Raw genomic sequence first — 16,043 nt, forward strand, 5'->3', positions numbered from 1 at the left:
AGTCGTGGGGGACGCCGGACAGCTGTGGACCGACGGAGTTCCCTCTGTTCGCGGGCGTCCGCGAATGCTGTGCCATCCCGCGAGGATCCGCCTCTCAGCGTCCTCTCAGCGGGCATCACCCAGGCTGAAAGAGTCACTGGGAATGACCACGCACCTTTCGCATCGAAAAGGGAGAACCCATGGCCTCCCACACCGCCGCCCCGCCCGTCGTTCCTACGGGAGACCGCACCACCTCGGGGACGGCGGGCACCGTCGGCAGACTGAACCGTTTCTTCGAGGATGCCTGCGACCGCACGCCGTCGGCCGTCGCCCTCGAATGCGGCCCGCGCCGCCTGACCTACGCAGAACTCGACGCCCGAGCCAATCGAGTCGCCCACCGTCTGCGCCGCAGCGGCATTGGCTCGGGCAGCCGCGCGGCCCTGCTGCTGCCCCGGTCCGTGGACATGTACGTGTGCCTGCTGGGCGTCTGCAAGACGGGCGCGGCGTTCGTTCCCATCGACCCCGCTGCGCCGCCCGACCGGGTCGCCTTCATCCTGGGCGACGCGGGCGCCACCGCGGTGCTGACCACGTCCGCTCTCGCTGCCGGCGCCGCCTGGGCGGGGCTGCGCCAGGTGTGCCCGGTGATCGAGATCGATGCGTGCGCCGGAGACCTCGTCCCGCTGCCGTCCTCGCGCCCGGCCGCCGAGGACCGGGGCGCGGACGATCCGCTTGCGTACATCATGTACACCTCGGGATCCAGCGGCAGGCCCAAGGGGGTGGAGATCGCTCAGTCGAGCATCTGCAACTTCCTGCGCGTCGTGTCCCCGATCTACGGCGTCCGGCCGCACGACCGGGTGTATCAGGGCATGACCATCTCGTTCGACTTCTCCATCGAGGAGATCTGGCCGACCTGGACGGCCGGTGCCACGCTCGTTGCCGGACCGGACGGTCCGGGACGGCTGGGCGCCGAACTCGCCGACTTCCTGCAGGACCAGAACGTGACTGTCCTGTACTGCGTGCCGACGCTGCTGGCGACGATCCCGTACGACCTTCCGCGGATCCGCAGCGTCGTCGTGGGCGGTGAGGCGTGCCCTGCCTCGCTCGTCGAACGGTGGAGCAGGCCAGGACGGCGCATCCTCAACACCTACGGGCCGACCGAGGCCACGGTCACGGCAACCTGGCAGGAACTCCGGCCGGGCCGCCCGGTGACCATAGGACGCCCCCTGCCGACGTACTCGGTCGTTCTCCTCGACGAGCGGCGCCGGCCCGTGCCGCAGGGAGCCGTCGGTGAGATCTGTCTGGGCGGTCCGGGCCTTGCCCGGGGCTATGTGGGCCGGCCGGACCTGACCGCCGACCGTTTCGTCGATCACCGCCTGGCGCCCGGCGGCCGCCTGTACCGCACCGGAGACCTCGGGAGGATGACCGACGACGGGGAGATCGACTACCTCGGCCGGGCCGACGCCGAGGTGAAGATCCGCGGCTACCGCGTGTCGCTGGACGAGATCGACAACGTACTGCTGGAAGACCCCGGGGTGGCCCAGGCGGCCACCGCTCTCGTGGCCCGGCACAACGGGTACGACGGTGACCGCGCTCTGGCCGCCTACGTGGTGCGCGCCGAGGACGGCGTGATCCCTGACGACATCCTCGCCGGACGGCTGGACGAGCGCCTGCGCCGCTCGCTGCCCGCCTACATGGTGCCCTCGACACTGGACTTCCTCGACCGGTTGCCGGTCATGCCGAGCGGCAAGGCCGACCGCACGCGGCTGCCCGCACCGACCGGCCGCCGGTTCATCGACACCGGCCGCGTGACGCCGGCCCGCGGCGAGTTGGAGACGACGGTGCGGGACGCCTGGGCGCAGACGCTCGGCATCGCCCCCGAGGAGCTTTCGGCGGAGGCCGACTTCTTCACCGACCTCGGCGGTCACTCCCTGCTCGCCGCCCGCGTCGTATCGCTGCTGCGGGGTCGGGACGGCGGAACCGGCCCGACCCTGCGCGACCTGTACGAGAACCCGACCGTGCGAACGTTCGCGGCACGCCTGCGTTCCTCGGCAGACGCGCCTCGCCCGATGGGCCGGGCCCGGCCCGCGCCGCTCCGGCACGGCCGCGCACGGATCGCGCGGGCCGGACTGGCCCAGGCGGCGGCGTTCTACGGGCTGCTGTTCCTGCTCACGGGACCGGTGGCCATCTCCTACGCGCTGAACCACGGCCGGACATCGGGCTGGGGGGCCGTCGTGTCGACGCTCGCCGTGCTGGCCGGTTACACCACCATTCGCTGGCTCGTTCCCCTCGCCCTGGCACGACCGCTGGCGGCGGGCATCAGGCCCGGCCGGTACCCGCTGTGGGGAGCGACGTATCTGCGTCTGTGGGCGCTGGACGTGCTGCTGCACGGCATCGGCCCCTTGCGGGTACTGAGCGGGTCCCCTCTGATGGGCCACTATTTGCGGCTTCTCGGCGCACGCATCGGCCCTGGCGCCACCATCGCCACCAGCTTCGTCGGCCTGCCCACACTGCTGCGCATCGACCGTGACGCCGCGATCGGCTACGGCGCCACGCTGCGCCCTTGGCAGGTCTCCGACGGATGGGTCACGGTCGCCCCGATCACCGTCGGAGAGCGGGCGTACGTCGGCGCCAACGCGGTCCTCGAACCCGGCGCGTGCCTGGGCCCCCGGGCCGCGCTCGGCGAGCAGTCCGTGGCAGGCCCCGACGAGGCGGTTCCCGCCGGGGCGCGCCGTGCCGGATCGCCCGCGCGCCCGGTGGAGGCACTCTCCCCGCTCGTCGAGAAGATGCTGAGCACCGGGGCCGGGACGGACCGTTGGCGCCCACGGCAGTTGGCCGCCGTCGTGCTCGGCCTGACCGTGCTCGAAGCAGCGGTGGTCGCCATGGCACTGCCGGGCGTCGCCCTGTTCTGGTGGGCCTGGCTGTACAGCGGACCGGCCGCCGGTCTGGTGGCCGCCGCGTTGTCCGGCCCGCTCTTCGTGACCACGGCGTGCCTGATCGTCGCCGTCGGGAAGCGGGCGGTCCTGCGGAGGACACCCCCCGGGATCCACCCGGCCCGCTCGGCACTCGGCGTGCGCAAGTGGTTCGTCGACAAGTTGCTCGAGCACAGCCTCTTCCTCACCAGTTCGCTCTACGCAACGCTCTACACGGCCCCGTGGCTGCGGCTGCTCGGCGCCCGCGTGGGCCGCAGCGCCGAGGTCTCCACCGCGGCACACATCGACCCGGACCTGCTCGACCTCGGCGACGGCAGTTTCGTCGCCGACATGGCCGGCATCGGCGTCGCCACCTTCGCGGTCGACCGCGTGGCGTTCGTGCCCACCGAAGTCGGCCGGCGCGCATTCGTGGGCAACGCGGCGCTCGTTCCCGCCGGCACCCGGCTGGGCCCGGGCTCTCTGATCGGTGTGGGTACGGTGCCGTCCCAGGACCGTGTGCCCGCCGACAGCACCTGGCTGGGCTCGCCCGCACTGCGGCTGCCGGTGCGCCAGAGCAGTGGGAATTTTCCCGAGGAACTGACCTTCCGGCCCACACGCAGGGCGGTGCTCGTCCGCCTGGCAATCGAGTTCTTCCGCGCCACCGTGCCCGCCTCTGTGCTCGCCACCAGTGCCTGCCTCTACCTCCTGGTCCTGGCCGGCATCGCCGACCGGACGGGGTCGCTGGTGCCGCTGCTCGTGTCGCCGCTCCTCGCCATGGGCGCCACGCTGGCCGTCATCGGGTACTGCGCGCTGGCCAAGTGGGTGGTCGCCGGACGGTACCGGCCGCGCGTCGAGCCCCTGTGGAGCCTGTTCGTGCGTCGTACGGAGTTCGTCACCGGCCTGTTCGAGGCGGCCGCGGTCCCGGCAGGTGTGGGTGTCCTGGCGGGAACGCCGTTCCTGCCCCCGGTGCTGCGCCGGTTCGGCGCCCGCATCGGGCGGCGCACCTGGATCGGCACCACGTACCTCACCGAGTTCGACCTGGTGGAGGTCGGCGACGACGCCGCGATCGGCCTGCACGTCTCACTGCAGACCCACCTGTTCGAGGACCGCGTGATGAAGATGTCGACGGTGACCGTCGGCCCCGGCACGAGCATCGGCCCGCGGACGATCGTGCTCTACGACGCGGTGGTGGGTGCCGGTGTCCGGCTCGGGGCGCTGTCCCTGGTCATGAAGGGCGAGCGGCTGACGCCGGGAACGAATTGGCACGGGCTCCCCGCCGAAGGGCTCGACGTGCGGCCCACCGTGCGGTCCGTTCCTGCCGGGCCGACGAAGCAGGTGCGGTGAGGCTGCCATGGCTGCCGCCGAGCCCCTGGCCGGGCACCGTCGCCTCGCTCTCGTCTATCGCGGGCCGGCTTCGCTGCCCGGCTGTCCCGAGGCGGTCGCCGGACTCCTCGCTTCCGGTCCGTGGGGCCTGGATGTCCGCTTCACCGGCCCGGACGAGACCTGCCCGCTGTCTGCCGAGTCCTTGTCCCGCGCCGTGCTGTACGCCCAGCCCGGTGGGGGCACACTCGCCGCCGCCTGGCGGACTCTGCGTCGGCAGCGCCGAACGATCCGGGACTTCGTCCACGGCGGCGGGCGCTATCTGGGCTTCTGCCTCGGCGGGTACCTCGCCGGGGTCACCCCGGGTTTTGGTCTCCTTCCGGGCGACACCGACCAGTACATCCGCTCTCCGGGGGCCACAGTCCACGACGAGGGCAACACGTTGGTCCAGGTGACGTGGCGGGGTCGCCCGCGCACGGTGTTCTTCCAGGACGGCCCCCTCTTCGTCCTCGAAGAGAACGCCGACGCGAGGATCCTTGCCACCTACGACAACGGCACCCCCGCCGCCCTCGTGACCCGGTTCGGCAGCGGTCCTGTGGCGGTCACCGGACCACACCCGGAGGCCACGGATGACTGGTACACCGACCACGGCCTGCAGGTTCAGCACACCCTGGACCTGGCCCTGGACCTGGTGGAAGCGGTGATGCAGGGGTGACAGCACCGCCCGCCCTGTGGCTCGTGCGCGCGGACACGCCGGTTGCGCCGACGACTTTGGACGCCGGGGAACGGCGGCGGGCCCGCGCCTTCGCCAAGGACGCGGTCCGCAACCGGTACGTCGCCGGGCACGCTGCACTGCGCCGCCTCCTTGCCGCCCGGCTCGGTGTCCCGCCCCGGCAGGTGGCGCTCACTCGCGAGCCGTGCCCGGTGTGCGGCGGTCCGCACGGCCGGCCGACAGTGGCGGGAGGCACACCACCGTACTTCTCCCTGGCCTACAGCGGCGGCCTCTGCCTGATCGCGCTCGCCGACACACCCGTCGGCGTCGACATGGAGCGAATCCCGCCGTCCGGCGTCGTGAGCGGACTCGCCGCTGACCTGCACCCGGTGGAGCGGGCCGAGCTCGCAGGCCTGCCCGAGGACGAACGGCCCCCGGCCTTCGCCAGGGCCTGGGTACGCAAGGAGGCCTACCTCAAGGGCCTCGGCACAGGCCTGGCCCTGGGGTTGTCCGCCGACTACGTCGGCACGGGCACGGCACCGGCCGAATGCCCCGAGGGCTGGACGATCGCGGACGTCGCCGTGGACTCGGACCGTGTCGCAGCGATCGCCGTCCGCCACTGTTGACGGCGCACGCGGCCGGTCCGTGCTCCGTACGGCACGAACCGGCCGTGATCGCCGTCGGACAGTCCTCGATTCTTCGGTTGTCCCCACCCCTGTCAGCCGAACGGCCGATCGGCTACGCGCGACGTGCGCACCAGGTACTCCCGCTCGTCGAGGTCCGTCTCCCGCCGTCCCTCGGGCCGCCCGCCGACTCGCCGGACGTCGGTGGTTGACCGCCGGTCGCGGTCGTCGTCGCGTCGCATGCGCTCCCTGGTATCCCGGTCCCGGCGCTCGTCTCGGAGGCTCTTCATCGTTCCTCACCTTGCCTGTCCGAGCCTGTTTGACGATTCCAGCCTGTGACCGCGGCGCTAAGAGGAAGCTGAGAGCCGAACCGATCCTCAGGATCCTCTCGATCAAACAGCCGCTGGTCCGGAGCTACGGTGGATGGAGAGAGGCTGCCATGCGGATGCTGATCATCGAGGACGAACACGCACTCGCCGAGGCCATCGCCGACGGACTTGCCGCAGAGGGCTTCGTCGCCGACCTCGCACACGATGGGGCGGACGGACTGTGGCGTGCTCTCCACGAGCCCTACGACGTGATCGTCCTGGACATCATGCTGCCCGTCCTGTCCGGGTACGAGGTCCTGAAACGGCTGAGAGCCGCCAAGATCTGGACGCCGGTGCTGACGCTCACGGCAAAGGACGGGGAGCACGACGAAGCGGATGCCCTCGACCTCGGCGCCGACGACTACCTGAGCAAGCCGTTCTCCTACGTGGTGCTCGTCGCCCACCTGAGGGCCCTGCTGCGGCGCGGGGCACCCGCCCGGCCCGCCGTGCTCGCCGCCGACGACCTCACCGTGGATCCCGCACGCCGCCGCTGCCGCCGCGGGGACCATGACATCGATCTGACGGCACGGGAGTTCACACTCCTGGAGTACCTGCTCAGGCACCCCGACGAGGTGATCAGCAAGACGGACATCCTCACCCACGTGTGGGACGAGCACTTTGACGGCGACACCAACATCGTCGAGGTGTACGTCAGCTACCTCCGGCGCAAGATCGACGCCCCGTTCGGCCGCTGCACCATCGAGACCGTCCGCGGTGCCGGCTACCTGCTGCGCAGCGGTGCGAGGTGAGCATGGCCGCCGGCGTCCGGTCCTGGTGGGCGCGTCGGTCGCTGCGGCTGCGGCTGAGCGCCGCCGCAGCCCTGGTCATGGCCGTCGCACTGGCCGGGGCCGCCGTGCTGCTCTCCGTCTGGCTGCACACCAGCCTGATCAGCGGTCTCGACCAGACCGCCCTGCAGCGCGCCCAGGTCGTGGCAGCGAGCACGGACAGCGACCGGGTCCCCGTGGAAATACCCGTCACCAGCCACGGAGAAGTCGCGGTGCAGATCGTCGACAGCAAGGGAAACGTGCTCTCCAGCTCGGCCAATCTGCGCAACCGGCCGCGGGCGTTCGACTTTCCGGCGAGCGAGTCCGGCAACCCACGGGCCCACACCGTCCACGACATTCCTGTGGGGTACAGCGGGACATGGCGCGCCGTCGGTTTCCCCGCCGGCACGGCCCGCAACCCCATGACCGTCTACGTGGCCGTCTCCACCGAGAGCGTGGACCACGGTCTGGCCCAGCTCGCCACCGGTCTGGCCACGGGCGTGCCGGCAGTCATCGCCCTGCTCACCGCAGTCGTGTGGCAGCTCACCGGGCGCGCGCTGCGCCCCGTGGACGCCATGCGCGCCCAGACCGCCGAGATCACCGCGTCGGACCTCAGTCATCGCCTCGGCGAACCGCCCGCCGACGACGCGCTCGGGCGGCTGGCCAGGACCTTCAACGACCTGCTGGCCCGTCTGGACACGGCGACCCAGCGCCAGCGAAGATTCATCGCGGACGCCGCCCACGAGCTTCGCAGCCCTCTCAGTACCCTGCACACTCGTCTGGAAGTCGCCGCCCGTCATCCCGGTTCCGCCGACTGGCGGACCCTCGCCCCCGGCCTGCTCCACGAGACCGAACGTCTCACCCGGCTCGTCGACAACCTGCTCCAACTCGCCCGGCTGGACGCCCGACCCCAACCGCCCGCGCGCCCTGTGGACCTGGACGACATCGTCTTCACCGAGGTGCGTGAGGCTCGCCGCCGCACCTTGCTCGTCATCGACCAGCGCGCCGTCGGCGCGGCACGTGTGGCGGGCGATGAGGACGCCCTTGTCCGTGTCGTACGCAACCTGCTGGACAATGCCCTGTGCTACGCCAGCACGCGCGTCGACGTCAGCCTCCGCAACCGCGACGGCACCGCACAATTGGTCGTCGCCGACGATGGCCCTGGCATCCCCGAGGCCGACCGGGGGCGCGTCTTCGGACGCTTCACCCGCCTGGACGACGCCCGCGCCCGTGACACCGGCGGCAGCGGCCTCGGCCTCGCCATCGTCCGTGACATCGTCAGGGCCCACCACGGCAGCACCCGCATCGAGGACAACCGGCCCGGCGCCCGGTTGGTCGTGCTGCTGCCGACGGAGAACCGGTGATCGCTGTCGGGGCGGCGCAGGTCCTTCTGTGGCATCTCGGCCCACCGCACAGAAACTTCGGGTCCCGGGCAATTCCGTGCTTGGACGGCTTGTTCCATCGGACACTTCAGACGTACGGGCCCAGCTCGCCGGGAGCGGGCTCCGAGGCCGCCGCCGAATCGCTGAGGGTTGTCCCGTATGCCAAAGGGTCCGGACAGGTTCTCGAACGACACGGGGGACGGCGTCCCGGGGCCACAATTCGACACGCATACCAGGCATATCGCCTGTCGCGGGTACGAGCATCCCGAGGGAATCGCGCCCGGAGAAAACCCGGGCGCCCGCACTTCAAACATGGAATTTCGGACGTTCTTTTTCCGGAACTTGCAGAGAGACTCGCCCCATAACGCGTCCGAGCAGAAAAGAAGTTGACAGGCGCGGCCAGGAAAGTGAGTCGTTGACTGACGCCTTTCGATCATGCAATCATTCGAATGCACATCCCGTATCCGCTTTTCGTACACCTTGCACCAGTATTCGAACGCGCCAGGCGCGGTGGAGGTCGGCGAGCCTGTACGTCAGGCCGGGCGCCATCGCCCTCTGCGAGCCGTCACCACCTCGAAGGGGCGCCCATGCAGTTCAGGATTCTGGGGCCGCTCGAAGTCGTGGACGACGGCAGGCGCATAGATGTCAGCGGGCAGCGTCAGCGCACGGTTCTGGCGATGCTGCTTCTCGAATCGGGACGTGTCGTCTCCAATGACCGTCTGGTGGAGGCCATATGGGAGCGGAAGCCCCCGGCGACGAGCCGCACCCAGGTACAGATCGGCATCTGCGCGCTGCGGCGCATACTCCCCGCGGGATCCCAGCCCGGCCCGATCGTGACCCGCTCGCCCGGCTATCTCTTACGGATGACCGAGGGGCAACTCGACCTCCATGCCTTCGAGGAACGGGTCACCGCAGGCGGAAGGGCCGCTGCCGCCCAGCAACCCCAGCAGGCGGTAAAGGAGTTACGGGCCGCGTTGGAGCTGTGGCAGGGACACGCCCTGACCGATATCAGCAGCAAGCCGGTACGGGCGAAGGCCGTCCAACTCGACGAGCGCCGCCTCGCCGTACAGGAACAATGTCTTGAACTCGAACTACGGCTCGGCAATCACCGCCGCGCCGTGAGTGAACTCGGCGCTCTGGTCGTCGCCCACCCCCTCCGGGAACGCCTGCGGGTGCTCCTGATGACCGCGCTCCACCGCGCGGGACGGCAGGCCGAGGCCCTGGACGCCTACCGCCAGGCGCGGGCGGCCCTCGTCGAGAGGCTCGGCATCGAGCCCGGCGCGGAACTGCAGCGACTGCACCGCATGATCCTGGCCGGGGAAGAGGAGTGGGGCACGCCACCCCGGATCCAGCCCTTCATCATGGTGACGGCGGACGCCGCCCAGCCGAACGGGCCCGGCAGCGGCCCGGCGGTCCCGGAATCTCCGGCACTTCCGGCGGTTCCGGCACCTCAGGCGCACAGGATTCCGCGGCTGCTGCCCGCCGATATCGCAGACTTCACCGGCCGCGCGCGAGCGATCCGGCGCATCCTGGCCGCCTCCACCCGCACCGACGCACCCCGAACCGTCGTCCCCGTCACCGTGATCACCGGCCGGGGTGGCTCCGGCAAGACAACCCTGGCCGTACACGTCGCCCATCGGCTCGCTCCGGACTACCCCGACGGGCAGCTCTTCGCGAAACTGTCCGACGCCCCGGGCCACCCGACAAGCGCCGCCGAGGTGCTCCGGCGTTTCCTGCGGGCGCTCGGGGTGACCGACGAAGCCGTCCCTGGCAGCGTCGAGGAGCGCGCCGAGATGTACCGTGACCTGCTGGCGGAGGGCCGGGTCCTCGTCGTGCTGGACGGCGCGGCATCCGAGTGCCAGGTCGCCCCACTGCTCCCCGGGTCGTCCGGATCGCGGGTGCTGATCACCTCGTGGCGGCGTTTCACCGGGCTGCCCGCGGACACCCGCATCGAGCTCTCCCGGTTCCGACGGGAAAGCTCCGTGGAAATGCTGATGAAGATCATCGGCCGGCGGCGGGTCGCCGCCGAACCGCTGGCCGTCGAGGAGCTCTGCCGTGCCTGCGACGATCTGCCGCTCGTGCTGCGCGCGGTCGCAGCTCGTCTGGCCGCCCGGCCGCACCGGACCGTGGCGGACGCCGTCGCCCAGGCCGAGGCGGTGGGCCGATGCGCCGACGCGGCCCGCCGCCCGGACGAGCTGCGCCACGTGGAGCAGGCGGTCCGCATGTGCATGACCCCGGCTTACGGGGCGCTCAGTCCGGAGGCCCAGCGGGCCCTGCGCCAACTCGCCCAGCTGGAGATACCCGACTTCGCCCCCTGGATCGGCGCTCCTCTGCTCGAATGCGAACCGCATCGCGCCCAGGACCTGTTGGACGAACTCACCGAGTCCTATCTGCTCGAAGCGGTGGTGGACCAGGCGTCCAGAGCCGTCCGGTACCGTTTCCCCGCCTTCGTACGGGCCTTCGCCCTGGAACGCCTGGCGGCCGAGGAGTCGCCGCAGGAGCAGCGGGCGGCACTGCGGCGCGTTCTCGACACCCTGGCGTATCTCACCGGAGAAGCACAGCGCCGCGGCGGGTACGGGGATCCGCCCGTATCGGATGAGCCCATCCGCTGCCACGCGATGCCGCGGAGCCTGGTCGACCGTCTGCTGGCGGACCCGTTCGCCTGGTACCAGCAGGAGCGCGCCCAGGTGGAGGCGGCGGGCCGACAGGCGGCCGAAATCGGCCTGTGGACCATTTCCTGCCGCCTGGCGAGCAGTTCGACGGCGCTGGCCCGAAAGTGATCCCTCCTCGGGTGGCAGCACGGCGGTTCAGCCGTAGGCACCGATTCCCTTTCGCCGGCTCGATATCGGCGCGCAGCCCGTCACGGCTGCCCTGCTGACAACCCCTCCGGCGGTCCCGCACAACTCAACGGGAACCTCGACGGGCTCCGGGGAACGACGCACCCGGACGCGATTCAATCTTCCGTTCATATACAAGGCGGGCGTGTGCTTATTTAGCTCTATTGCTTCCCTAAATTTACGCTAAGGATGTGATCCAAAACCCTCCCGATCGCTAAAAGGTGCAGGTCAGGCGCTAATGACGAGGGTTGACCGGCCCTGATGCGCCTCTCTAATGTGACAGCGCTCCTCCATGTCCCATGCAAATAATCCCGCAGTTCTTTGCAGCGTTCACAGGTTCTCTTCGGCGATGCGCCTACGCACTGCTCTGTGTGCTCTTCAAGAAACCGCGGCCGCGTTTCGTTTTTATTGGACCTTTAGTGGACCGGTGAGAAGGGCGTCATCATGGACGGCATCCCCACGACCGACGAGAACGCGGCAGACAACGCGGGTACTGGAGGCGGAACGAGACCGTCCCCGGCCGGCCGGCTCCGCGCCAGGCCGGATGAGCGCGGTCCGCTTTCTTTCGGCCAGCAGCGGCTGTGGTTCCTCGACCGCTGGCTCGGGGACAACGCCGTCTACAACATTCCGGTCGTTCTTCGCTTCACCGGCCCCTTGGACGCCGCCCGCCTGACGGCCGCCGTCACTACGGCCGCGGCCGGCCATGACGCCCTGTACACCGTCTTCGAGGCGGACGGGAACGGGGAGCCGCGCCAGCGGTTGCTGGACACCCGTGAGACCGACTGCCCACTCGTCGACCTCACCGGCCTCGCACCCGCCGACCGCGCCCGCAGCGCTCGGGAGGCCGTCGAGGCGGATGCCCGCAGGCCATTCGACCTGGCCCGGGATCCGATGCTGCGTGCGTCGCTGTACCGGCTGGCCGAGAACGAGCACTGGTTGCAACTGACCTTCCATCACATCGCGTGCGACGGCTGGTCGCTCGATGTGTTCCAGCGCCGGCTGAACGAGGCATACCGTGGCGTCGGCGGGTCGGTCGAGCAACTGCCGGTCCAGTACGCCGACTACGCGTTGTGGCAGCGCGAGACGCTGCGCGGCCCTCGTACGGAGAAGGCCCTGGCGGCCTGGACGGACACGCTGGCCGATGCCCCGGCCGTGCTGGACCTCGGCACGGACCGCCCCCGACCGGCCGAGATGAGTTATCGGGGTGAGACGACGGACTTCCCGCTCACCGGGGTGTCCTCGGCAGCGCTGGAGGCGTTCGCCGCCGAGGAGAACGTCAGTCTGTACACGGTGATGCTCGCCGCCTTCCAGGTGCTCGCCGCGCGCCACTCGGGGAGCAGCGATGTCGTCGTCGGTTCGCCGGTGGCGGGCCGGGACAACGCCAAGCTCAACGATCTGGTCGGCTTCTTCGTCGACACGCTCGTCCTCCGGGTGGACCTGGGGGACGACCCCTGCTTCCGGGAGCTCGTGGCGCGCTCCCGCGCGTCGCTGCTGAGCGCGCTCTCCCGCAGCAGGGCCCCGTTCGATCTCGCCGTGAAACAGTTGCACCCCGAACGGTCACTGAGTCACAACCCGATTGTGCAGACGCTTTTCGCCTTCCATGAGGAGGAGCCGCTGGAGCCCTTCGGTGAGGGGCTGAGCGTCGAGCGTTCCATGGTGGCCACGGGGACCGCGAAGTTCGACATCACCTGGTCGGTGTACCGGCGTCCGGGCGGGCTCCATCTCCAGGTCGAGTACGCGACGGACCTGTTCGACGCCGACACCATCCGTACCCTGGTGGACCATTGGCAGATCCTGCTTGGTCAGATCCTCGCCACGCCCGATCTCCCGGTGAGCCGACTTCCGCTCATGGGGCCCGCCGAGCGGGAGCTGCTGGAGTCATGGGCGGGTGACGGCGGTGAACTCCCGGTCGGAGCGATCCACGAACTGGTCATACGCCGGGCACTGGAAACCCCCGACGCCGTGGCCGTCGTCTGCGACGACACCACCCTCACCTACGCCGAACTCGTCACCCGCGCCGCACAGATCGCCACACTCCTGATCGAACACGGCGTGGGACCCGAGGTCTGCGTCGGGATCTGCGTCGAACGATCCCCCGACACCGTGATCACCACCCTCGCCGTCCTCATGGCCCACGGCGTCTACGTCCCCCTCGACACCGCCTTCCCCACCGACCGCATGCACCACATGCTCACCGAAGTCGACGCCACCCTCGTCCTCACCCACCAACCCACCCACACCACCATCCCCCACGGCCCCTGGCACACCCTGAACATCGACACCCTCCAGGCCACCACCACGCCGGACCTCGACCACACCCTCGCTCACCTCCCCCAATGCCTCGACCCCGACCACGCCTGCTACATCATCTTCACCTCGGGGTCCACCGGACGCCCCAAGGGCACCACCGTCACGCACGCCAACGTCACCCGCCTCTTCAGCGCCGTCCAACAACGCCTCCCGTTCGGCCCCGACGACACCTGGAGCCTCTTCCACAGTTACGCCTTCGATGTGTCGGTCATGGAGATGTGGGGTGCCCTCACCACCGGCGGACGCCTCGTCGTGGTGCCGTATCTGACCAGCCGGGACTCCGAGGCGTTCTACGCACTCGTACGCGACCGGTCGGTCACGATGCTCAGCCAAACCCCTTCCGCCTTCCGCCAGTTCGAGACGGTCGATGCCGTGGAGGGTGGGGAGCTGGGGCTGAGGGCAGTGCTGTTCGCGGGCGAGGCGCTGAACCGGGCCTCGGTGCGCCGCTGGGGTGCCCGTCACCGTTACGCCTCGCCGCTTCTCGTCAACCTGTACGGCATCACCGAGACCACCGTGCACGTGACGTACACCGAGGTGGACGAGGACCAGCTCGACGGTACGTTCAGCCGGATCGGCAGGGCGCTGCCCGATCTCCGTCTCTATGTCCTGGATCCGTCGGGGGATCCGAGTCCGATCGGTGTCATCGGGGAGCTCCACGTCGGCGGGCCCGGCGTGACACGTTGCTACACGGGCCAACCGGCGCTCACCGCACAGCGTTTCGTGCCGGACCATCTCGGCCGCGCACCGGGAGCCCGGCTGTACCGCAGCGGGGACCTCGCCCGCTGGACACCCTCCGGCGACCTGGAGTACCTCGGCCGGGCCGACGCCCAGGTGAAGGTGCGCGGCTACCGCATCGAACTGCCCGAGATCGAGGCACGACTGGGCCGGCGGCCCGAGATCCGGCAGGCCGTCGTGGTCGTGCGGGACGATCTCGGCGGCCACACGGACCTCGTCGCCTATCTCGTACCGGAACCGGGTACCGACCGGCCCACCACCAGCGCACTCCGCGACGCCCTCGCCGGCGACCTCCCCGAGTACATGATCCCGCGGAACTTCGTCTTCCTCGATGCCCTCCCGCTCACTCCGCAGGGCAAGCTCAATCACCGGGCGTTGCCCGCCCCGACGGCCGAACGCCCTGAGCTGACAGCCGAGTTCATCGCTCCGCTGCCCGGGACGGAGGAACTGCTCGCGAGGATCTGGAGCAGCGTTCTGGGCGTCGACCGGATCGGCCGCCAGGACAACTTCTTCGACCTCGGCGGCGACTCCATCCGCAGCATCCAGGTGCTGGGACTGGCTCGTGCCCAGGGGGTGGGCTTCGAGCTGCAGGACCTCTTCCGCACGCCCACCCTGGCGGGGCTGGCCGAGGCCGCCTCGACCCATGCGGTATCCGTCACTCCGCAGCGCGACCGGGAGCCGTTCTCCATGGTGAGCGCCGAGGACAGGGCTCGGCTGCCCCAGGGCCTCGTGGACGCCTATCCGATGGCGGAACTCCAGGTCGGCATGATCTACGAGATGGAGCTGGACCGTGAACGGCTGCCGTACCACAACGTGGACAGCATGCGCATCAACGGCCGGTTCGACGAGCGCAGCTTCAAAGAGGCGCTCCGCCTGGTCGTGGAACGCCACCCGATACTCCGTACGTCTCTGGAGCTGAGCGGCTACAGCGAGCCGCTCCAGCTGGTGCATGCCACGGCGGAGATGCCGTGCGTGGTGTCCGATCTGCGCGCACTCGACGACGAGGCGCAACAGACGGCGATCGCCGCATACGTGACCTTCGAACGCTCCCACATGTTCGACCACTCCCGGCCGCCGTTGCTGCGGTTCGGCATCCACTGGCTCTCCGACGATGCGTTCCAGTGGACGGTGACCGAGCACCATGCCATTTTCGACGGCTGGAGCCTTCACTCCACGCTCGCCGAGATCACTGGCCTCTACCACCGGCTCGCGACCGGTGCGGGTACGGTCGCCGCCCTCGACCCGCCCGAGTCCGCCTACCGCGACTTCATCGCGGCGGAACGGGAGGTGCTGCGCTCGAAGGAGAGCGAGGCGTTCTGGCTGGAGCGGCTCACGGACCGGCCCATCGGCCGGCTCCCACGCTGGCCGGACCGGCACGACGCCGCGCTGGCCACACCCGAGCGCGAGAACGAGTGGCGGGTGCAGCACACGGCGGAGAAGCACGGCTCGATCGAGACACTGCTGCCGGCGGAGCTGTGCGACGAACTGCTGGCGCTGGCCAAGCGTTGCGGGGTGCCGCTGAAGTCCGTGATGCTGGCGGCGCATCTGCGGGTCATGAGTCTGGTCACCGGGAGCAGGGACGTACTGGCCGGGCTGTCGTCCAACGGACGGCTGGAGGAGGCCGGGGCGACCGAGGTGCGGGGGCTCTTCCTGAACACCGTCCCGTTCCGGCTGGAACTGCCGGAGGGCAGTTGGCTGGACCTCGTACGCGCGGTGTTCGAGGCCGAGCAGGACATGCTGCCCCATCGCCGATACCCGCTGGGGGCGCTGCAGCGTCGTATGGGTGGCGAGGCCCTGTTCGAGACCAGCTTCGTGTACAACCACTTCCACGTGCTCACCGACGAGTTCGGTGAGGGTCGTCTGACGATCGTGGACGGGAAGATCGACAGCTTCAGCACACTGCGTGCCGAGCCGACCAACTTCCCGCTGAGTGTCGGCGTGATCCGCAACCCGTACTCCACACGGCTGCTCCTGAGTCTCGACTACCACCTCGGTGTTCTGGTCGAGGACCAGGTGGCGTTGATGCGGGACTACTACGTGCGGGTGCTGGAGTCGATGGTCTGCGACCCGGACACCGCGTTCGGGGACATCGTCCTGCTCGGCG

Annotated in this window: 8 protein-coding genes; 7 read left to right on the plus strand and 1 reads right to left on the minus strand. The window is 69.9% G+C overall.

Features of this window, described 5'->3' with window-relative positions:
- Positions 1–179 precede the first annotated feature (179 nt).
- Genes ACIQCZ_RS32415 through ACIQCZ_RS32425 form a run of 3 tightly spaced genes read left to right on the plus strand, consistent with a single transcriptional unit; the run spans position 180 to position 5,546 of the window.
- On the plus strand, positions 180–4,232 hold the full coding sequence (locus ACIQCZ_RS32415; RefSeq protein WP_402287637.1) for a Pls/PosA family non-ribosomal peptide synthetase: 4,053 nt from the start codon (positions 180–182) through the stop codon (positions 4,230–4,232).
- Between the two features lie 7 nt (positions 4,233–4,239).
- Positions 4,240–4,923 (plus strand): BPL-N domain-containing protein, encoded by a 684-nt coding sequence (locus ACIQCZ_RS32420; protein WP_402287639.1) that lies wholly within the window; start codon positions 4,240–4,242, stop codon positions 4,921–4,923.
- On the plus strand, positions 4,920–5,546 hold the full coding sequence (locus ACIQCZ_RS32425) for a 4'-phosphopantetheinyl transferase family protein (RefSeq protein WP_402287642.1): 627 nt from the start codon (positions 4,920–4,922) through the stop codon (positions 5,544–5,546). Before ACIQCZ_RS32420 ends, ACIQCZ_RS32425 begins: the two co-directional genes overlap by 4 nt.
- 92 nt (positions 5,547–5,638) lie before the next feature.
- On the opposite strand, the gene ACIQCZ_RS32430 is transcribed toward ACIQCZ_RS32425, so the two are convergent.
- Positions 5,639–5,833, minus strand: coding sequence for a hypothetical protein (locus ACIQCZ_RS32430; RefSeq protein ID WP_402287645.1), 195 nt, complete (start codon positions 5,831–5,833; stop codon positions 5,639–5,641).
- A 149-nt stretch (positions 5,834–5,982) separates the two neighbouring features.
- Here ACIQCZ_RS32430 and ACIQCZ_RS32435 point away from each other — a divergent pair, with 149 nt between their 5' ends.
- The 4 genes from ACIQCZ_RS32435 to ACIQCZ_RS32450 form a co-directional block, all read left to right on the plus strand.
- Positions 5,983–6,660: a response regulator transcription factor gene (locus ACIQCZ_RS32435; protein ID WP_376563208.1), complete on the plus strand. Its 678-nt coding sequence runs from the start codon at positions 5,983–5,985 to the stop codon at positions 6,658–6,660.
- 2 nt (positions 6,661–6,662) lie between these two features.
- A complete protein-coding gene (locus ACIQCZ_RS32440) occupies positions 6,663–8,039 on the plus strand; it encodes an ATP-binding protein (protein WP_402287649.1) in 1,377 nt (458 codons plus the stop codon).
- A 605-nt stretch (positions 8,040–8,644) separates the two neighbouring features.
- Positions 8,645–10,837 (plus strand): BTAD domain-containing putative transcriptional regulator, encoded by a 2,193-nt coding sequence (locus ACIQCZ_RS32445; protein ID WP_402287652.1) that lies wholly within the window; start codon positions 8,645–8,647, stop codon positions 10,835–10,837.
- 501 nt (positions 10,838–11,338) lie between these two features.
- The coding region (locus ACIQCZ_RS32450; RefSeq protein WP_402287654.1) for an amino acid adenylation domain-containing protein at positions 11,339–16,043 on the plus strand (4,705 nt) is incomplete at its 3' end.

Source organism: Streptomyces sp. NPDC093149 (genome assembly GCF_044754145.1).
In the GTDB taxonomy this organism is placed as follows: domain Bacteria; phylum Actinomycetota; class Actinomycetes; order Streptomycetales; family Streptomycetaceae; genus Streptomyces.